This is a genomic window from Bradyrhizobium sp. USDA 10063, from assembly GCF_054063735.1.
Genome location: NZ_JBSSGP010000002.1, coordinates 6,538,949 through 6,558,494 on the forward strand (window position 1 = coordinate 6,538,949; position 19,546 = coordinate 6,558,494).

The following is a 19,546-nucleotide window of genomic DNA, read 5'->3' on the forward strand; positions in this document are numbered from 1 at the left end:
GCGGCGCACGCGCCCAACAGAGGAAACGTCATGACGTCGCCGATCGCGAGTGGCGTGGATTGCGACCTGCATCCCGCCGTGCCTCACCTGACCAGCCTGTTGCCGTACATGAATGACTACTGGCGCGACCAGGTGACGACTCGCGGCATGACGGACCTGCTTTCGCAATCCTATCCGGTCAATTCGCCGATCTCGGCGCGGCCGGATTGGCGGCCGGCGCAGGGCAAACCGGGCTCCAATCTTGCCGACATGCAGCGCCAGGTGCTCGACAAGTTCGCTGTCGCCTACGGCATCTGCAATCCGCTCTATGGCGTGCAGATGGTGTTCAGCGAGGATATGGCGGATGCGTTCTGCCGCGCGCTGAACGACTGGCTCGCCAAGGAATGGCTCGGCAAGGACGATCGCCTGCGCGGCTCGATCGTGATCCCCGTGCAAAGCATCGAGAAATCCGTGCAGGAGATCGAGCGCTGCGCCAAGGATGCGCGCTTCGTCCAGGTGCTGATGCTGGTCATGGGCGACATGCCCTTGGGCAAGCGGCACTACTGGCCGATCTATGCCGCGGCGGAGCGCTTGGGCCTGCCGATCGGCGTGCACGCCGGCAGCGCCTATCACAACCCGCCGACCTCGGTCGGCTGGGGCTCGTATCACATCGAGGACTATGTCGCGCAGGCGCAGGCGTTCCAGACGCAACTCACCAGCCTGATCGTCGAAGGCGTGTTCGCCCGCCATCCGAACCTGAAAATGGTGATGCTGGAAAGCGGCTTCACCTGGCTGCCGCCTTTTCTCTGGCGCCTGCACAAGTTCTGGCGCGGCGTCCGCATGGAGACGCCGTGGGTCGATCGCGCGCCGCTGGAGATTGTGCGCAGCAACGTCCGCTTCTCGCTGCAGCCCGTCGATGCGCCGCCGGAAGGCGAGACGCTGAACCGATTGTTCGACCATATGCAGTCGGACGAATTGCTCCTATTCTCGACCGACTATCCGCACTGGCAATTCGACGGCGACGAGGTGCTGCCGAAGGGAATTTCGTCCGACCTCGTCCGCAAGATCATGATCGACAATCCGCTCGTGACCTACACTCGCCTTAAGCAGTCCGTGAAGGAGACGACGCCATGAACATCCAGTTGCGCGACCGTCCGGGGGCGGCGTCGTCCGCCGGCATCAAGACCGCGATCGCCGATTGCGACATCCATCCGGCGCGCGCCACCCAGACCGAGTTGTATCCATTCCTCGCCAAGCGCTGGCACGCACATCTGGAAACCTTCGGCGTCCACGCCTATCAGGGCATGATGGGTGGTCCGCCCTATCCCAAGGCGCAGCCGAATGCGTCGCGCCGCGATGCCTATCCCCCGGAAGGCGGTCCGCAGGGCTCCTCGCTCTCCTTCATGCAGCAACAGCATCTCGATCCGAACAATGTCGCGCTCGGCGTGCTCAACCCGCTCAACACCGGGCAGGGCATCCGCAATCAGGATCTTGCGGCGGCGATCTGTTCCGCGATCAACGACTGGCAGATCGAGAAATGGACCAGCAAGGACCAGCGCCTCAAAGGTTCGGTCGTCGTTGCCAATGAGGACGGGCAGGCCGCGGCTGCGGAGATCCGCAAGCGCGCTGGCGATGCGAACTTCGTGCAGGTGCTGCTGCTCAGCCGCAATGTCGAACCGCTCGGCCAGCGCCGCTATTGGCCGATCTATGAGGCGGCGGAGGAAGCCGGGCTTCCGGTCGGTGTGCATGCCTTCGGCTTCGGCGGCAATCCGATCACCGCATCGGGCTGGCCGAGCTTCTACATCGAGGAGATGGTCGGGCACTCGCAGTGCCAGCAGACCGCGCTGGCAAGCCTCGTGCTTGAAGGCGTGTTCGAACGCTTCCCGAAACTGAAGATGGTGATGGTCGAGGCCGGCTTCGGCTGGGCGCCGTCATTGGCCTGGCGCCTCGACAAGGTGTTCGAGCGCCTGCATGCCGAGGTGCCGCATCTGAGGCGCAAGCCGTCGGACTATATCCGCGACCACATCTGGTGGACCACACAGCCGATGGAAGACCCTGAGCGGCGCGAGCATCTGTTCCAGACCATCGAATGGATCGGCTGGGACAGGCTGTTGTTCGCAACCGACTACCCGCATTGGGACTATGACGAGCCCTCGCGCGTGCTGCCGGCCGGCGTCAGCGACGCCAACAAGCAGGCGTTCTACCTCGACAATGCGCGCAAGCTGTACGGGCTTTCTTGATGGCACGACATGTGGTCGCCCCGGTGACTGAACTGCCGCCGGGCACGAGGAAGTTCCTGGAGATCGACGGCCGGCCCATCGCGGTCTTCAACGTCAAGGGCGAGTTCTTTGGCCTCTTGAACCGCTGCCCGCATCAGGGCGCTTCGCTGTGCGAGGGACCGCTGATCGGGCTCGCGCAATCGTCCGACCCCGGCGAGATCGAGTACATGAAAGTCGGCGAGATCATCCGCTGCCCCTGGCACGGTTGGGAGTTCGACATCCGCACCGGCCAGTCCTACTGCGACCCCAAGCGCTTCCGCGCGCGGGCCTATCCGGTCAATGTTGAGCCCGGCACCAATCTGGTGAAAGGCCCGTACGTCGCGGAGACCATCGCGGTCTCCGTAGAGAGCGATTATGTCGTGGTTGATTTGTAGCGGGGTCGTAAGGTGGGCCAAGCGCAGCGTGCCCACCATTTCATGCTGTGTTCGCGATGGCGGGCATGCTTCGCTTTGCCCACCCTACAACTTCGCGGCGTCCGGCAATTCCCGTCAGGCGGCGACGGCTTCGCGCGCCTCGATGGTCTGGCCGCCACGATAGACGGTGACAGTGGCGATGATGCCAAGCGTTGCCGCGAACATCAGCCAGAAGCCCGGCGAAGCCTTGTCGCCGGTGTGGTCGATCAGCCAGGTTGAGGCAAACGGCGTGAACGTGCCGAACAGCGCCGCCGCCAATGCAAATGCCAGCGAGAAGCAGGTGGTGCGCACGTGCGCTGGCACGATCTCGACCAGGCAGCCGAGCATGGTGCCGCTGTAGACGCCGAAATAGAACGAGAACATCATCTCGACTGCCAGCATCTTGCCGAAGCTCGGCGCCGCAACCAGCCAGTGCAGTGCCGGATAGGCCGTGAGGAAGGAAAGCCCGGCGATCATCAGCAGCACTGGCTTGCGGCCGATGCGGTCGGAAGACCGCGCCGCCGACTGGATTCCAGATGAAATTGGTCACCGCCACGAGCAGCGTGACCAGCAACGCGTCATGCGTCGACAGTTTCAGCACGTTCTTGCCAAAGGTCGGCGTGTAGACGGTGACGAAGTAGAAGGTCGTGGTGGTCAGGATCGCGATCATCATGCCGAGGATCACGATGCGCCAGTTCGCGACCGCGGACGCGAACACTTCGGAAGCGGTCGGGTGCCGTTTCATCGCGAGGAAGGCCGGCGTTTCCTCCAGCGTCCGCCGCAGCACGAAGATGAAGGGGATGATCAGACAGCCGATGAAGAACGGGATGCGCCAGCCCCAGGCGGACACCGTCGCCGGCGAGATCATCTCGCTCAGGACATAGCCGACGATCGCGGCGACGAAGATCGCGACCTGCTGGCTCGCCGACTGGAAAGAGGTGTAGAAGCCGCGGTTGCCGGGGGTAGCGATCTCCGACAGATACACCGAGACGCCGCCAAGCTCGACGCCGGCGGAAAAGCCCTGTAGCAGCCGGCCGATCAGCACGATGACGGGCGCGGCAATCCCGATGGTCGAATAGCTCGGGCAGATCGCGATGACCACCGTGCCAACAGCCATGATCGCCAGCGTGACGATCAACCCCTTGCGGCGTCCGATGCGATCGATATAGGCGCCAAGCACGATCGCACCGACCGGGCGCATCAACGCGCCCAGCCAGAACACGCCGAAGGTGTTGAGCAACGAGGCCGTCTCGCTGTCGGAAGGGAAGAACGCCTTACCGATCGCGCTCGCATAGAAGCCGAACAGGAAGAAATCGAACTGCTCGAGGAAATTGCCGCTGGTCGCGCGCAGGATGGCGCCGATGCGCGATCCGATGTGCGGTACCTGTGCCGTGCTCGTTGGCGCCATTCGCGTTCTCTCCCCGTTGCTCATGCTGCGGCGCCTCGCCGCAGGGTCTCTGCGGCAATTTGGCACAGCCGAACGCCGCGACCAACCCGCAAAACGCGTCGGCCGCCTGGAAATCTTCAGGTTTTGTCGGGTCTTCAGGCCTTGCCCTGAGCCGAGGAGACCATCCACTGCCGGAACGCCGCCAGCTTCGGCGAATCGGCCCTGGCCTGCGGCGAGACCAGGTAGAAGCCGGCATCGGCGGGGAGCGCGATCTTGAAGGGGACCACCAGCCGCCCTTTAGCGATGTCGTCCTGGACGTAGGATGTCCGGCCCATGGCGACGCCGATGCCGTCGATCGCGGCCTGGACGGTCATGAAGATCAGGTCGAAGGTGATGCCCGGTTGTTTCGAGAGGTCGGTCGGCAGCCCGGCCGCCGTCAGCCACAGGCGCCAGTCGTCGCTGTTGGTGTTGCTGGTGTGCAAGAGCACGTGCTGGCGGAGGTCCTCAGGGCATTTCAGCGGCTTCTCTCCGTTGAGCAAGGTCGGGCTGCAGACCGGAAACAGCTCGTCCGCCATCAGCCAGTCGGCGCGCAATCCCTGCCATTGGCCGCGGCCGTAGCGGATCGCGGCATCGACATTGTCGCGCTGGAAATCCACCAGGCTGGTCGAGGTGGTGATGCGCACGTCAACGCCGGGATGTGCCTCCTGGAACGTGGAAAGCCGCGGCAGCAACCATTTGGCGGCGAGCGAAGCCAGCGTCGATACCGTCAGCACGTGGTCGTCCTCGCGCCGCAGCAGCCGGTCGGTCGCAAGCTTGAGGTCGTTGAAGGCAGCGCGAACGCCGGGAAGATATTCAGCCGCCTTTGGCGTCAGCGTCAGCGCCCGGTTTTGCCGGACGAACAGCCGGACGCCGAGTTCCTGCTCCAGCCGCTTGATCTGATGGCTGATCGCAGTCTGCGTCACGTTCAGCTCGGCGGCCGCCTGCGTGAAGCTCAGATGCCGTGCCGCGGCCTCGAAGGCCCGCAAACCGTTCAGCGAAGGTAGCCTGGCCGTCATCTCCCGTATCTCTCCTGATTCATGATTTTATCTCATGTGAAGCGGCACAAAGTGTCGTTTGTGCAAGGCGACAATAGCGCAGATATTCCGTATAACAGATTTAGCCATAGGAGCTGAGCATGTCCACCTGCACCCATGAATCGATGATAAATCATCATGGACAGGGCCTGTTCGCACAGGCGCTGACCCAATTGGGCGAGACCCTCCACGTCTGGCGTCAGCGCCATCAGATGCGGCGCGAGCTGGCCCAGTGGTCCGAGCGCGATCTCCACGACATCGGCAAGTCCTGGAGCGACATCGCTTATGAGGCTGAAAAACCCTTCTGGCGGGCATGAGGTGACGCCAACGCTGGCGTCGCCGCCGAAGCGGGATGCCAGCCAATTTCTTTCGGAGAGCGTACCATGACCACCCTGCGTCTCGGCGATCTCAAGCAATATTCGGACGTAGTTCGTTCGCGCAGCGGCGAGAAGATCACCGTGCGCTTCGTCGAGCCGCGCGATAGGGAGGAGTTGCAGAACTATTTCCGTTCGCTCTCGACGCGCTCCCGGTACAACCGCTTCTTGGGCGCCGTCAGCGAATTGCCGAAGAACGTGCTGGAGGATTTCGTCCATGTCGGCGAGCACGAGCAGTTCAGCGTGGTCGCCACCGTGATAGTCGACGGCTTCGAGGTCATCGTCGGCGAAGCGCGTTATGCCTTCCATACGGAGGATGCGGGCATCGAGTTCGGCGTCTCGATCGACGACCGCTGGCAGGGCCAGGGCATCGGCCGCGCGCTCCTGAAGAACCTCGAATGCCGTGCCGCTGCGCTCGGTGCCGCGCGCCTGTTCGGCGACACGCTGCGCTCCAACGACGCCATGATCGCGCTGGCGAAGAAGGCCGGTTACGCCTTCACCAACAGCCCCGGCGACTGGAAGCTGGCGCGCTTTGTAAAACACATCGATGTCGAACCGCAGGATATCCCATGTGCCAGTTGGCGGCTCGCAGCCGCCGGCAAGGCCGCTTTCTCCTCGCTTGCGGTTTGATCACTGGCCCGGTTCTGGCCGCCCCAGAACCGGGCCTTTTTCTTGTTCGTTGCGTCTGCACCGGAACTTGCGCTCCCTCTCCCGCTTGCGGTCGCTTGCGGGAGAGGGTTGGGGTGAGGGTGTCTCCGCGCTGGGACTTTTCGTGGGGAGAGAGCCCTCACCCGGCGCTTCGCGCCGACCTCTCCCGCAAGCGGGAGAGGTGAAGAACGCTAAAACTTCTCCACCCAGGGACGCAGCTCGACTTCCGAGCTCCAGGCGCTGCGCGGCTGCTGCAGCAGGTTCCAGTAACTGAAAGCAATCGCGTCGGGATCGAGCATCGAGTCCGGACGGTCCTCGGGATCAGGACGCGTCTTGCTGCGGATGCCGCCGTCGATGACGAAATGGGCGACATGGATGCCCTGCGGCGACAATTCGCGAGCCATGCTTTGCGCCAAGCCGCGCAGCGCGAACTTGCCCATCGCGAACGACGATGATTGCGCATACCCCTTGACGCTGGCAGACGCGCCCGTGAACAGGATCGCGCCATGCTTGTTCGGCAGCATGCGCTGCACGGCCTGCTGCGCCACCAGGAAGCCCCCGAAGGCCGAGACCGCGATCGCGTTGGCGACATCGGCCGGCACAAGGTCGACCAGCGGGCCGCGCGCCCGCGCGCTGGCGTTATAGACCACGAGGTCGGGCGTTCCGATCTCGCGCTCGACCAGGCCGAACAGACGTTCGACCTCATCCGCATCGGTGGCGTTGCAGGCAAAGGCCCGAGCGCCGGTCTCGGTGCAGAGCGCGCCGAGCTTTTCGATTTGCCGTGCGGCCAGCGCCACGCGAATTCCTTCGCGCGAAAATAGCCGCGCCAGCGAAGCGCTCAGGCCTTCGCCGACACCGACGATCAGGGCGATCTTGTATTTTGGGGTTTCCATTGGGTCTTCCTTGCGCGTTCCTTGAACTGCCGGAGAAGATTTTGCTTTGGCAGGAGCCTGCGGCGAAATTGGCTCTCTCGCCGCAACCGTATGGGGCGACATCCCGGCATTCGATGTGCGATAGTCTCATCCAACAGATGAGGAACGATCCAGGGATTTCAATGCAGCCGCTGAAACACGCTTCTCACGCCGATATCGCCAACCAGCCGGGCCTGCTCGCGCCCGACACCTCGGGGATGAATTTCTACAGGGACGATCAGGCACTTCAGGACCTGCTGCGACTGCATCTGCCCGACCCGCTGTTCCGCCATATCGAGCCGCATCTCGATCGGCTGGGGGCGCTCGCCGGCGGCCCTCTCGACGAATGCGCGCGGCTTGCCGACCGCCATGTGCCGGTGCTGCACCAGCGCGACAAGTTCGGCCGCGATGTGCAGTGGGTCGAATATCATCCCGCCTATCGCGAATTGGAGAAGGCCGCGTTCGGCGAGTTCGGCATCCATGCGATGTCGATCCGCAAGGGCATCCTGGGCTGGCCCGATAAATATCCCGTGGTCGCCAAGCATGCCTTCACCTTCCTGTTCAACCAGACTGAATTCGGCATGGGCTGTCCGATCAACGTCACCGATGGCTGTGCAAAGCTGCTCGCGAATTTCGGCAGCGAGGCATTGAAGGCAAGATATCTCGACGGCCTGACCCAGACCGACATGAGCAAGCTGACGCAAGGCGGCCAGTTCATGACCGAGAAGGAAGGCGGCTCCGACGTCGGGACGCTGACAACATCAGCGGTGCAGGAGGGCGACCACTGGCGGCTTTACGGCGAGAAATGGTTCTGCTCGAATGCGGACGCCAAGGTCGTGATGCTTCTGGCGCGGCCGGAAGGCGCAGGGCCCGGCACGCGCGGCGTCGGCCTGTTCCTGATGCCGCGCTTCCTCGATGACGGCTCGCAGAACCGCTACCGGATCGTGCGGCTGAAGGACAAGCTCGGGACGCGCTCGATGGCCTCGGGCGAGATCAAGCTCGAAGGTGCGGTCGCTTATGCAGTCGGCAAGCTCGACCGCGGCTTCGTGCAGATGGCCGAGATGGTCAACTCGTCGCGGCTGTCCAACGGCGTCAAATCAACAGCGCTGATGCGCCGTGCGTATCATGATGCGATGACGGTGGCGAAAGGCCGCGTCGTGTTCGGCAGCCGCATCATCGATTTGCCGCTGGCGCGGCGGCAACTGATGAAGATCATGCTCGCGACCGAGCAGGCGCTGTCCATGAGTTTCCTGACCGCCGATGCACTCGACCGCGCGGAGGCCGGCAGCCAGGACGCGGCGGCGCTGCTCCGCATCCTGACGCCGACCTTGAAATTCCGTGCTACGCGCGATGCGCGGAAGGTCTGTGGCGATGCGATGGAGATGCGCGGGGGCATCGGCTACATCGAAGAGTTCGTCACCGCGCGGCTGCTGCGCGACGCGCATCTCGGCTCGATCTGGGAAGGCACCGGCAACATCGTCGCGATCGACGCGTTGAAGCGCGCCGTCGGCCGCCATGGCGCGGACGCGGCACTTGCCGCGGACCTGCACGCGCGGCTCGACGACAGCGCCAATGTGCCGCAGGTTTTCCGCAGCCGTCTGCATGAACTTACCGACCGCGCCATCGGCTTTACGCGCGAAGTCGCCGGCCGCATGGACAATGAAGCCGAAGCACGGCGCGCCACCAGCCTGCTCTACCACGTCGCAAGCGCGGTGGCGCTCGCCTGGGAAGGCGGGCGCATCCACGAGATGCGGGGCGACGCGCGGCGGCTGTTGCTGTCGCGCCTGGTGATCGACCATCGCATTGGCGCCCACGATCCGTTCCGGCTGACGGAAAATACTGCGTCGCGCGCCATCACCGATCACCTGCTCGGCGACCGCGACGTCGGGATGGCCGAGGTTGGCGAACTGCTTCTCGCAGCGTAGGCTCGTGCTTCACCTCTCCCGAAGGGAGAGGTCGAATCGCGTAAGCGATTCGGGTGAGGGGTTACGCTCCATCGAGAGACCTGAACCCCTCACCCGGATCGCATCTTCGATGCGCTCCGACCTCTCCCTTCGGGAGAGGTGAAGGAGCGTCTCGATAAGGCACATGTAACGATAAACAACAGAGGGGAAATACCGATGAAGGCTGCCGTCCTGTACGAAGTCAACAAGCCGCTCGTGATCGAGGACGTCAGCCTGCCAAATCCCGGACCGCGCGAAGTGCTGATCCGCACCTCCGTCGCCGGCCTCTGTCATTCCGACCTGCACTTCATGGAAGGGCTTTACCCGCATCCGCTGCCGGCCGTGCTCGGCCATGAATCCGCTGGCGTGGTGGAGAAGGTCGGCGCCGACGTGAACTATGTGAAGCCCGGCGATCACGTCGTGACCTGCCTCTCGGTATTCTGCGGCACCTGCGACAACTGCACGACCGGCCGCACCGTGCTCTGCACCGACACCACCGTGAAGATGCTGCCCGGCGCTTCCAACAGACTGCAATGGAACAGCCGGAGAAATTGAACCAGTTCCTCAATCTCTCGTCCTTTGCCGAACAGATGCTGGTGCATGAGAATGCGATCGTGAAGATCCGCAAGGACATGCCGCTCGAACTCGCCGCGCTGATCGGCTGCGGCGTCATCACCGGCTATGGCGCTGTCGTGAACACCGCCAGGGTGCAGGCCGGCGAGACCGTGGCGGTGATCGGCTGCGGCGGCGTCGGCATGGCGGCGATCAACGGCGCTGAGATTGCGGGCGCGGGCCGCATCATCGCGATCGACACCAACCCTGCGAAACTCCAGCTCGCGACCAAGCTCGGCGCCACCGACATCATCGACCCAAAGAACGGCGACGTGGTGCAGCAGGTGCGTGAGCTCACCGGCGGCGGCGTGCATCACGCGTTCGAAGTGCTGGGCCGCAAGGAGACCGCCGAGCAGGCCTTCGGCATGCTCGCCCCCGGCGGCACCGCGACCATTGTCGGCATGATCCCGTTCGGCCAGAAGATCGAATTGCACGGCTTCGATTTCCTCAGGGAGCGCCGGATCCAGGGCTCGTCGATGGGCTCCAACCATTTCCGCGTCGACATGCCACGGCTGGTCGAATTCTACATGCGCGGCAAATTGCATCTGGAGGACTGGATCTCGGCCAAGCTGAAACTGTCCGAGATCAACGACGGCTTCGCCAACATGAAAGCCGGCAAGACGCTCCGCAGCGTGGTGGTGTTCGATAGCTGATTGATCTGCGTCCACACGGAAACTCCGCTCCCTCTCCCGCTTGCGGGGGAGGGCTGGGGTGGGGGATGTCTCCGCGATTCACACTCTTCGTGTGGAGGGAGCCCCCACCCGGCGCTTGCGCGCCGACCTCCCCCGCAAGCGGGAGAGGTGAACTCCACGTCGCGCTATGCGCCCCGAAATGACGAGTTTTCGCTCACCGCGTCACGTGCGCTGATACCGCGAGCCATTTCCCGTTCTGCTTGGCCCAGCAATCGGTGTAGCGCCCCTGCGCCTGCTGCCCGTCCGGCGTGGTGTAGCTGGTCGCCGCATGGATGATGGCGAAATCGCCCATGATGCGGATCTTTACATCCTGTGCCTGCAGGTTCTTGATCGCCACTGGCTTGGCGGTCTGCTCAAGGAAGGCGGCGCGGTCGACCAGCGATTTGTCGGGATTTGAGCAGTAGAATTCGGGCGCCAGGATTTCATCGAAGCGCCTGACGTCGGAATTCTGCACCGAGGCGACATAGTCGCGATTGAGTGCGGTGAGTTCGTCGATGTCGTTGGTCATTGTTTTTCCTCCCTCTCTGACCCTCATGGTGAGGAGGCGCGTCAGCGCCGTCTCGAACCATGAGGCCCCAATCTCCCCTGCGGCCATCCTTCGAGACACGCGCTGCGCGCGCTCCTCAGGATGAGGGTTCCCTAGCCATCAAACATCTTCGGCGGCACGAACCCGCCGAATTCGCGCTCGATCAATTCCGCCAGTTTCAGCGGCGTGCGATCCTCCAGCCACGGCCCGACGATCTGCACGCCGATCGGCAATCCATCCGGCGCGAAGCCGGTCGGGATCGCGGTTGACGGCAAGCCGGGCAGCGTCGCGATTCCGGGCCAGGCGAGCTGGTCGGGATAGACATGCTCCTTGCCATCGATCGTGATGCGGCGCTTCTCCTGCTCGGGCGAATGGTCGTGCGGATAGGCCGGTGTCGGCATCACCGGGCAGATCACGGCGTCGAAGGTCTTGAACAGTTCACGCCATTGCGCGCGGAGCCGGGTGCGGCCGCCATCGGCCATCACCCAGTCGCGATGGCCAAGCGCGATGCCGCGCAGCCGTTCCGCGGCAAGGCTGGTGTCGCTTTCCGGCAGCGCTGCCGCGGCCTGCTTGGCGCCCTCATAGAAGTCGGGCGCGAAGGAAGCGGCAAGGAACGACATCAGCATCCGCATGTAGAGCCGGGTCGATGCGGCGAAGTCCGGCAACAGCCTGCTTTGGCGCTCGACCTTGACGCCAGCCTTGGCGAGGTTGGCGGCGAGTTTCTCGATCGAGCCGCGCACGACCGTATCAGTCGGCATCACCGGATCGGTATCGATCACCAGCACGCAGAAATCCTGCAAGCGCGTATGGCGCGGTGCCGGCAGCTCGAGCCGGTAGGCCTTGCCGGCCTCGAGCGGATCCGGGTCGGCGATCGTGTCGAGCAAAAGCGCCAGATCGGCCGCGCTGCGCGCCATCGGCCCGATCACCGAGAGATCGCGGTTGAACGGCAGCGGCGGCAAGGGCGGCGGTGTGTGGCCTCGCGGCGGCACCAATGCGTAGGTCGGCTTGTGCGCGTAGATGCCGCAATGAAATGCCGGCACGCGCAGCGAGCCGCCGATATCGGAGCCGAGCGAGAGCGCGCCGTAACCCGCGGCGAGCGCGGCCGACGATCCGCCGGACGAGCCGCCCGGCGTGCGGCCGAGATCGTAAGGATTATTGGTGGTGCCGTAGATGTCGTTGTAGCTCTGCCAGTCGCCGAGGCCGAGCGGCACGTTGGTCTTGCCGAGGATCACCGCGCCGGCATCCTTGACCCGCGCGACGGAGAGTGCGTCCTCGGTCGGCGTGAAATTCTTCTGTTCGGGAATGCCCCAGGTCGTCGGCAGGCCGGCGATGTTGTAGGATTCCTTCACCGTCATGGGGATGCCGAGCAGCGGCTTCCGTTCGCCGCGGGCAAGTGCGGCATCGGCGGCGTGTGCCGCGGCCAGCGCGCGATCGAAATCGCGCACGCAGACAGCATTGATCTTTGCATCGTGACGCTCGATCCGGCCGATCGCATCCTGCGCCAGTTCGACCGCGGATACTTGCTTTGCTGCGAGCGCCGCCGATATCTCGACCGCGGTCTTGAAACTCCATTGCGATTTGGCCAAGGCGAACTCCTGATGTGATGACTGGTTCGATAGGGATGATGCTTGCTTTGCCTGGGGCTCGCAAGCGCGAAGCGTCACGCATCATGATGATGCGCAGCCGATCATCGCTGACCAGGTAATACGATGCTTGACAGGAATTGCTGCGCTACGCCGTGCCGATCAAAATGCCGACGCCGAGAACGATCGCGCCGCCGAGCACGATCTGGAACACGGCCTGCAGGAACGGGGTTTCCATGTATCGCGCGCGGATGAAGGCGATCGCCCACAATTCGAAGAACACCACGATGCACGCGATCGCGGTGGCAATCCAGAACGCGTTCGGCCATGAGTCCGGCACCAGATAGGGCGCGGTGTGGCCGAGGCCGCCAAGCGTTGTCATCAATCCACAGGTGAGGCCGCGCAGCCACGGCGAGCCGCGCCCGGTCAGCGAGCCGTCATCGGACAGCGCTTCGGCAAATCCCATGCTGATGCCGGCGCCGATCGAGGCGGCGAGGCCGACGAGGAAAGTCTGCCAATTCTGGTGGGTGGCAAAGGCGGCGGCGAACAGCGGCGCCAAGGTCGAGACCGAGCCGTCCATCAGTCCGGCGAGTCCGGGCTGCACATACTGCAGCACGAACATGCGACGCCGCGTCCGGTCTTCCTCCGCGCGCACGTCGGGCTTGAGGATATCGTCGGTGAGCCGGACGGCGAGGTTCTCGTGGTGTCGCTCTTCTTCGGCGAGATCGCCGAGCAGGCGACGCACGCCGACATCCTTGGCCTGCTCAGCGGCCTTGGCATAGAAGCGCTCGGCCTCCAGCTCCATGGTCTCGACTTCCTTTCGGATGGTGTCGAGCGGCAGGTTCTTGGTCAGCCAGATCGGGCGGCGGCGCAGAAATCCCTTCACGTCCTCGCGGCGGATCGGCGGCAGATGCGGCCCGAAACGCTGCTCGTAGAGTTCGAGCAGCCGGTGCCGATGGCCGCGTTCCTCCTCGGCCATCTCCTCGAAGATTTTGGCGGTATCAGGATAGCGTTGGGCGAGATCCTCTGCGAAGGTCATGTAGATGCGGCTGTCCTCCTCTTCGGAGGAGATCGCGACCGCCAGCACTTCGCGCTCGGTCAGATCGGCAAAGTTCTTCACGGAGCCGCCTTCTACCTAATTTAGAATTATTCTAAACTAGATAGGAGGCCTTGGCTACCGCGTCAATCAACTTCCCGATCACCTTCCGCCATGCGCGTTGCGCAGGAATGCGAGCAGGAGCCGGCTGACCTCCGCCGGCTGCTCTTGTTGCACCCAATGGCCGGCACCGTCGGCCAGATGGCAGCCGATCATGTTGGTGCAGGCCTTCGTCTGCATCGCCTCGAAAACGCCGGGCCGCTGGTAGGTACCCCAGTCCTGCCGGCCCGAGATGAAGCAGGAGGGCACATCGATGGTGCGGCCAGACCATGTCTGCAATTCCGGGACGAACGCGCCGGACGTGCCGCAGCGATACCACTGCAGCCCGCCCTGGAAGCCGTTGCGTTCGTACTCGGCGCTGTAGAACGCGAGCTCGCGGTCCGGCAGCCATTGATTGCCGGCGATCTCGGCGGCCGACGGCATCTCTTTCGCGACCGTGGCCGCCATGCCCTCGGCAAGATCCATGATGTAGTAGGTCGGCAGCTTCGCCAGTTCGCCCGCAGACCAGGACTTTAGCGGATAGGGTTTGTTGTCTTTCCAGTCCGCGCTCTTGTGGTGGTAATAGGCGCGCAGGAAATCATGCACGCCCTGTGGCGCGCGGTGCATGTCGGCATTGGCCTCGCGCGTCGAATAGTACCATTGGTAATGCTTGCGCGGCCGCGGCAGCGCGGAGAGTTCGCGATGCACTGGGTCCTCCACAGCCGGGTTCGCTGGCGCATCCAGGGTATTGCACGGCAGCGATGGCGGCCCGCCGAATGGCGCGCTCATCATCGTCACTGCGCGGAATACATCCGGCCGGATCAGTGCGCACCAGGCCGCGACGGACGAGCCGAAGTCGTGCCCGATCACCGCATCGACGCTTTTGTAGCCAAACGCCGACACCAGCCCCAGCGCATCGCGCACCAGATTAGGGAGCCGGAACGACGCGAGATCGCCGTCATAATCAGCATCCCAGCCGGTGGTGCGGCCATAGCCGCGCTGGTCCGGCGCGATCACGTGGTAGCCGGCTTCAGCCAGCACCGGCATCACCTTGCGCCAGGAGAACGCCAGTTCGGGAAAGCCGTGCAGCAGCAGGAGACAGGGCCGACCTTTGGTTTCGAACCCGGCCTCGAGCACATGCATGCGCAGGCCGTTGATATCATCGACATAGCGGGAGCGTATGCCTGATGGGAGCGGAACGTCGGGGAGAGGACTCATGGCGTTTCCATCCACGTTGCTATTGTGCACAACTGTAAAGACGTGGATGCCCGGGACAAGCCCGTGGTCAAGATCCGTAGGGTGGGCAAAGCGAAGCGTGCCCACTTTGCTTGCACCGAACATGGATGGTGGGCACGCTACGCTTTGCCCACCCTACAATCATGCTCTTACGCCTTCGCCAGCTTCGGCCAATAGCGGTCGCGCAAATGGCGCTTCACCAGCTTGCCGGTCGGCGTGCGCGGCAGCTCGGCTTCGAAATCGATCGAGCGCGGGCATTTGATCGCTGACAGCCGCGACTTGCAGAAGGCGATCAATTCGGCCTCGAGCTCTTTGCCGGCCTTCGCCATATCGTGCGGCTGCACCACGGCCTTGACCTCCTCGCCCATCTCCTCGTTCGGCACGCCGAACACCGCGACGTCGGAGACGTCGGGATGCGTGATCAGCACATCCTCGGTCTCCTGCGGGTAGATGTTCACGCCACCGGAGATGATCATGTAGCTCTTGCGGTCGGTGAGATAGAGGAAGCCGTCCTTGTCGAGATAGCCGACATCGCCGAGCGTCGACCAGCCCTTGGCGTTATAGGCGCGCTTCGTCTTCTCGGGATCGTTGTGATAGGTGAACGCCGGCGCATCGGCGAAATAGACCGTACCGATCTCGCCAACCGGCAGCTCCTCGTCATTCTCGTCGAGGATCTTCACCTTGCCGACGACAGCGCGGCCGACCGTGCCGCGGTGCTCCAGCCATTGCTGCGAGGTCGACACCGTGACGCCGTTGCCCTCGGAGCCGGCGTAATATTCGATCAGGATCGGCCCCCACCAGTCGATCATCTGGGCCTTGACGTCGACTGGGCAGGGCGCCGCGGCATGGATCGCGCCCTTCAGCGAGGATACGTTGTAGCGTGTGCGCACTTCGTCGGGCAGCTTCAGCATGCGCACGAACATGGTCGGCACGAGCTGCGATTGCGTCACCTTGTGCTTTTCGACCAGCTTCAGGAATTCCTCTGCGTCGAAGGATTCCATGATGATCGAGGTGCCGCCAAGCACGATCGCCATCATGTTGAAGCGCAAGGGAGCGGCATGATAGAGCGGCGCCGGCGACAGATAGACGGTGTCCGCGTTCATGCCGCACATGTCGGCGCACAGCACCCGCAGGAACGGGTTCGGCACGTCGATTGGGTTGCCCTCGAACTGCTTCTTGATCCCCTTCGGCCGTCCGGTGGTGCCGGAGGAATAGAGCATGTCGTAACCCGCGACCTCATCCTTGATCGGCGTGGTCGGCTGCACGATCGCTTCCTTGTCGAAGGAGCGGAATCCGGGCTGCGGCTCGTCCATCATGAACCACAGCGGTTCGCCCGGCTCGCCCTTGACGAGGCCCTTCACCTGCTCGGCGCATTTCGGCGAGGTGATGAAGACCTTGGCGCCGCAGTCCTTGATGATGTAGGCGATCTCGTCCTGCTTCAGGTAGCGGCTGATCGCGGTGTAATAGAGCCCCGCGCGCTGCGCCGCCCAGCAGATCTCCATGAAGGCGAGCCGGTTCTCCATCAGGAAGGCGACGTGGTCGCCGGCCTTCAGTCCGAGCGAACGGAACAGATGCGCGCCCTGGTTCGAGAGCTGGTCGAGCTCGCGATAGGTGATCGCCTTGCTGGTAGCAGCCATCTGGTAGGCGATCTTGTCGGGATGTGTGCGGGCGTGGATCGAGGGGTGGGTCATGGCGTTTCCTCAAGACGCGAATGGCGACTAGCGAATGGCGAATAGGGGGAAGGGCAGATGGCCCCTTCGCCTACTCACTATTCGCTACTCGCCACTCGCTATTCGCTTTTTTTTGCTTACAGCCGCTCCACGATCGTCACATTCGCCATGCCGCCGCCTTCGCACATGGTCTGCAGGCCGTAGCGTTTGTTGCGCTTCTTGAGCGCGTTGATGAGCGTGGTCATCAGCTTGGTGCCGGAGCCGCCGAGCGGATGGCCGAGCGCGATCGCGCCGCCATTGACGTTGAGCCTGGCGGGATCGGCGCCGGTGGTCTTCAGCCACGCTGTCGGCACCGAGGCGAAGGCTTCGTTGACCTCGAACAGGTCGATGTCGTCGATCTTCATGCCAGCCTTCTTCAGCGCGCGTTCGGTGGCGGGCAGCGGCGCCTCCAGCATGATCACGGGATCATGGCCCAGCATGCTCATGTGGTGGATGCGCGCCAGCGGCTTGACGCCAAGCTGCTTCAGTCCCTTCTCATTGACGACGAGCACGCCGGAAGCGCCGTCGCAGATCTGGCTCGAGCTCGCAGCCGTCAGCTTGCCGTTCTCGGCGATCAGCTTGACGCCCTTGATGCCCTCGCGGCTGGCGTCGAAGCGGATGCCTTCGTCGATGTGATGGGTATCGGTGGTGCCGTCGGCGCGGGTGATCTGCACCGGCACGATCTCGTCCTTGAAATGGCCGGCCTGAGTCGCGGCAATCGCGCGCTGGTGGCTGTTATAGGAAAACTCATCCAGATCGTCTTTGGAGAGGCCGTATTTCTCCGCCATCATCTCCGCGCCGGTGAACTGGCTGAACATGATGTTCGGATAGCGCTTCTCGATGTTCGGGCTCTTGTAGTAGCCGAAGCCGTTCTTCTGCGGCAGCGACGAGGCAAGGCCCATAGGCACCCGCGTCATCGACTCCACGCCGGCGGCGATCACGATGTCCATCGAGCCGGACATCACGGCCTGCGCCGCGAAGTGCAGCGCCTGCTGCGAGGAGCCGCACTGCCGGTCGATCGAGGTGCCGGGCACGCTTTCCGGCAGCTTCGAGGCCATCACCGCGTTGCGCGCGATGTTGTTGGATTGCTCGCCGGCCTGCATCACGCAGCCCATGATCACGTCCTCGACCTGAGCCGGATCGGCGCCGGAGCGCTCGACCAGCGCGTCCAGCACGGTCGCGGCCAGGTCGGCCGGATGCCAGCCGGCAAGACGTCCCCCCTTGCGGCCACCGGCGGTGCGGGCGGCGGCGACGATATAGGCCTCGGCCATGTCTTGTTCTCCCTTAAGCGTTCTGGATGGGCGTTTCAAAAGATGGCCGGATTAAAAGGGCCGCAATGGATTTAGTCAATCAATCAATTAACTCTTGAGGTGAAGCGCGGCATCGGGTTATCTGCCCGGCGGACTTTTCCGGCAGGCAGAGGGCAATGCAGTTAAATACCACCGTACCGACGCGACTCCCGGCGGGCAGGAACCCGACGGCGGAGAAGCTGCTGGTTGCCGCGAGCGAGTTGATGATCGAGCGCGCGTCGATCGACGTGTCGTTGTCCGATATCGCCCAGAAGTCCGGCGTCAATGCCGCGCTGGTGAAGTATCATTTCGGCAACAAGGACGGGCTGTTGCTGGCGCTGCTGGCGCGCGACGCCGTAACCGAGATGTCGCAGCTCGAATATCTGCTGGCACAGCCGATCACGCCGACCGCGAAGCTGCGGCTGCACATCGGCGGCATCATCCGCGCCTATCACCAGTTCCCCTATATGAACCGGCTGATCCATTATCTCCTGCACGAGAGCAGCGCGGAGGCGGCTGACGAAGTGTCAAAATTCTTCGTCGCGCCGCTGCTCGACTTCCATCGCCGCCTGCTCGATGAGGGCGTGCGAGCCGGCGAATTCCGCGAGGTCGACCCCGTCCTGTTCTACACCAGCCTGATTGGCGCCTGCGATCACCTGTTCTTCGGCCGTCAGGCGATGTCCCGCGCGACCGGCGTTGGCCCGGTCACGGACGAGGTCTGCCGCGAATACATCAAGCATATGGAAGCGCTGATCTTCGGCGGCATGCTGGCGAAGGAAGAGGCGAATAGTGAGTAGCGAATGGCGAATGGATGAACGCGCACTATTCGCTACTCGCCATTCGCTATTCGCGATCTAAGAAACTAACACCCAAGGAGAGTTCTGCCATGCAGTTGAAAGACGTTGCCGTTCTCATCACCGGCGGTGGCTCCGGCTTAGGGGCCGCCACCGCGCGCGCCATGGCCGCCAAAGGCGCCAAGATCGGTGTGCTCGACCAGAACAAGGAGAACGCCGAGAAGGTTGCGGCGGAGGTGAAGGGCGTCGCGCTTCATGCCGACGTCACCAGCGAGGACCAGGTGAAGGCCGCGATCGCCAAGGCGGAGGCCGCGCATGGCATTGCGCGCGTGCTGATGAACTGCGCCGGCATCGGCGGTTCGCAGCGCATCGTCGGCAGGGACGGCGTCTACCCGCTGGAAAAGTTCACCCGCATCATCAATGTCAACCTGATCGGCACCTTCAACGTGCTGCGCCTGTTCGCGGAACGGCTTGCGACCGCGCAGCCGATCGGCGAGGAGCGCGGCGTCGTCGTCAACACCGCCTCGGTCGCGGCCTATGAAGGCCAGATTGGCCAGATCGCCTATTCCGCTTCGAAGGGCGGCATCGTCGGCCTGACCTTGCCGGCGGCGCGCGACCTCGCCAGCCTGAAGATCCGCGTCAACACGATCGCGCCCGGCATCTTCTTCACGCCCTTGCTGATGGGTTTGAACGAGGAGGCGCGCAAGAGCCTGGGCGCCCAGGTGCCGCATCCGGCCCGTCTCGGCGAGCCTGATGAATACGGTGCCCTCGCCGTGCATATCGTCGAGAACGCGATGCTCAATGGCGAAACCATCCGCCTCGACGGCGCCATCCGCATGGCCCCGCGGTAGGGCAATCTCTGCTGTCGTCCCTGCGAAAGCAGGGACCCATACCGCGTGATCTCGCCGTTGAAGTCGGGCGGTCGAGATCACGCGCAATAACGGAAGCCTGTGGTTATGGGTCCCGGGTCAAGCCCGGGACCAC

The 19,546-nt window shown here is 63.7% G+C and carries 16 protein-coding genes and 2 pseudogenes; 9 read left to right on the plus strand and 9 right to left on the minus strand.

Annotation, left to right across the window (positions count from 1 at the left end; translation table 11 throughout):
- The first annotated feature begins 30 nt into the window (after positions 1–30).
- Genes ACVJGD_RS32850 through ACVJGD_RS32860 form a run of 3 tightly spaced genes read left to right on the plus strand, consistent with a single transcriptional unit; the run spans position 31 to position 2,632 of the window.
- Positions 31–1,113, plus strand: a complete 1,083-nt coding sequence (locus tag ACVJGD_RS32850; protein WP_456638094.1) for an amidohydrolase family protein — start codon at positions 31–33, stop codon at positions 1,111–1,113.
- A complete protein-coding gene (locus ACVJGD_RS32855; RefSeq protein WP_456638095.1) occupies positions 1,110–2,219 on the plus strand; it encodes an amidohydrolase family protein in 1,110 nt (369 codons plus the stop codon). Before ACVJGD_RS32850 ends, ACVJGD_RS32855 begins: the two co-directional genes overlap by 4 nt.
- A complete protein-coding gene (locus ACVJGD_RS32860; RefSeq protein ID WP_456638096.1) occupies positions 2,219–2,632 on the plus strand; it encodes a Rieske (2Fe-2S) protein in 414 nt (137 codons plus the stop codon). The genes ACVJGD_RS32855 and ACVJGD_RS32860 overlap by 1 nt, the downstream gene beginning before the upstream one ends.
- 114 nt (positions 2,633–2,746) lie before the next feature.
- Here the strand turns inward: ACVJGD_RS32860 and tcuC are convergent.
- Both tcuC and ACVJGD_RS32870 read right to left on the minus strand, forming a co-directional pair.
- Positions 2,747–4,058 (minus strand): annotated as a pseudogene (gene tcuC / locus ACVJGD_RS32865) (tricarballylate/proton symporter TcuC).
- Positions 4,059–4,192: 134 nt separating this feature from the next.
- Positions 4,193–5,092 (minus strand): transcriptional regulator GcvA, encoded by a 900-nt coding sequence (locus ACVJGD_RS32870; RefSeq protein ID WP_456638097.1) that lies wholly within the window; start codon positions 5,090–5,092, stop codon positions 4,193–4,195.
- Positions 5,093–5,211: 119 nt separating this feature from the next.
- Between ACVJGD_RS32870 and ACVJGD_RS32875 the strand changes: the two genes are divergently transcribed.
- Both ACVJGD_RS32875 and ACVJGD_RS32880 read left to right on the plus strand, forming a co-directional pair.
- Entirely contained in the window at positions 5,212–5,427 is a 216-nt protein-coding gene (locus ACVJGD_RS32875; protein ID WP_456638098.1) for a DUF1127 domain-containing protein, read from the plus strand.
- A gap of 66 nt (positions 5,428–5,493) precedes the next feature.
- Positions 5,494–6,114: an N-acetyltransferase family protein gene (locus tag ACVJGD_RS32880; protein ID WP_456638099.1), complete on the plus strand. Its 621-nt coding sequence runs from the start codon at positions 5,494–5,496 to the stop codon at positions 6,112–6,114.
- A gap of 209 nt (positions 6,115–6,323) precedes the next feature.
- Here ACVJGD_RS32880 and ACVJGD_RS32885 read toward each other — a convergent pair whose 3' ends face one another.
- On the minus strand, positions 6,324–7,025 hold the full coding sequence (locus tag ACVJGD_RS32885; RefSeq protein ID WP_456638100.1) for an SDR family NAD(P)-dependent oxidoreductase: 702 nt from the start codon (positions 7,023–7,025) through the stop codon (positions 6,324–6,326).
- 161 nt (positions 7,026–7,186) lie between these two features.
- Between ACVJGD_RS32885 and ACVJGD_RS32890 the strand changes: the two genes are divergently transcribed.
- Both ACVJGD_RS32890 and ACVJGD_RS32895 read left to right on the plus strand, forming a co-directional pair.
- Positions 7,187–8,968: an acyl-CoA dehydrogenase family protein gene (locus ACVJGD_RS32890; RefSeq protein ID WP_456638101.1), complete on the plus strand. Its 1,782-nt coding sequence runs from the start codon at positions 7,187–7,189 to the stop codon at positions 8,966–8,968.
- Positions 8,969–9,163: 195 nt separating this feature from the next.
- Positions 9,164–10,251 (plus strand): annotated as a pseudogene (locus ACVJGD_RS32895) (Zn-dependent alcohol dehydrogenase).
- Between the two features lie 193 nt (positions 10,252–10,444).
- Here ACVJGD_RS32895 and ACVJGD_RS32900 read toward each other — a convergent pair.
- From ACVJGD_RS32900 to ACVJGD_RS32925, 6 genes are all read right to left on the minus strand, one after another.
- On the minus strand, positions 10,445–10,798 hold the full coding sequence (locus tag ACVJGD_RS32900) for a nuclear transport factor 2 family protein (RefSeq protein WP_456638102.1): 354 nt from the start codon (positions 10,796–10,798) through the stop codon (positions 10,445–10,447).
- A gap of 131 nt (positions 10,799–10,929) precedes the next feature.
- Positions 10,930–12,402, minus strand: a complete 1,473-nt coding sequence (locus tag ACVJGD_RS32905) for an amidase (protein ID WP_456638103.1) — start codon at positions 12,400–12,402, stop codon at positions 10,930–10,932.
- A gap of 145 nt (positions 12,403–12,547) precedes the next feature.
- Entirely contained in the window at positions 12,548–13,519 is a 972-nt protein-coding gene (mbfA, locus tag ACVJGD_RS32910; RefSeq protein ID WP_456638104.1) for an iron exporter MbfA, read from the minus strand.
- Positions 13,520–13,597: 78 nt separating this feature from the next.
- On the minus strand, positions 13,598–14,752 hold the full coding sequence (locus ACVJGD_RS32915; RefSeq protein WP_456638105.1) for an alpha/beta fold hydrolase: 1,155 nt from the start codon (positions 14,750–14,752) through the stop codon (positions 13,598–13,600).
- 167 nt (positions 14,753–14,919) lie between these two features.
- The gene (locus ACVJGD_RS32920; RefSeq protein ID WP_456638106.1) at positions 14,920–16,461 is read right to left on the minus strand and encodes an acyl-CoA synthetase; all 1,542 of its coding nucleotides are present in this window, start codon (positions 16,459–16,461) and stop codon (positions 14,920–14,922) included.
- A 116-nt stretch (positions 16,462–16,577) separates the two neighbouring features.
- A complete protein-coding gene (locus ACVJGD_RS32925) occupies positions 16,578–17,750 on the minus strand; it encodes an acetyl-CoA C-acetyltransferase (RefSeq protein WP_456638107.1) in 1,173 nt (390 codons plus the stop codon).
- Positions 17,751–17,905: 155 nt separating this feature from the next.
- Between ACVJGD_RS32925 and ACVJGD_RS32930 the strand changes: the two genes are divergently transcribed.
- Both ACVJGD_RS32930 and ACVJGD_RS32935 read left to right on the plus strand, forming a co-directional pair.
- On the plus strand, positions 17,906–18,565 hold the full coding sequence (locus ACVJGD_RS32930) for a TetR family transcriptional regulator (RefSeq protein ID WP_456638108.1): 660 nt from the start codon (positions 17,906–17,908) through the stop codon (positions 18,563–18,565).
- A gap of 89 nt (positions 18,566–18,654) precedes the next feature.
- Entirely contained in the window at positions 18,655–19,413 is a 759-nt protein-coding gene (locus tag ACVJGD_RS32935) for an SDR family NAD(P)-dependent oxidoreductase (RefSeq protein ID WP_456638109.1), read from the plus strand.
- Positions 19,414–19,546: the final 133 nt, after the last annotated feature.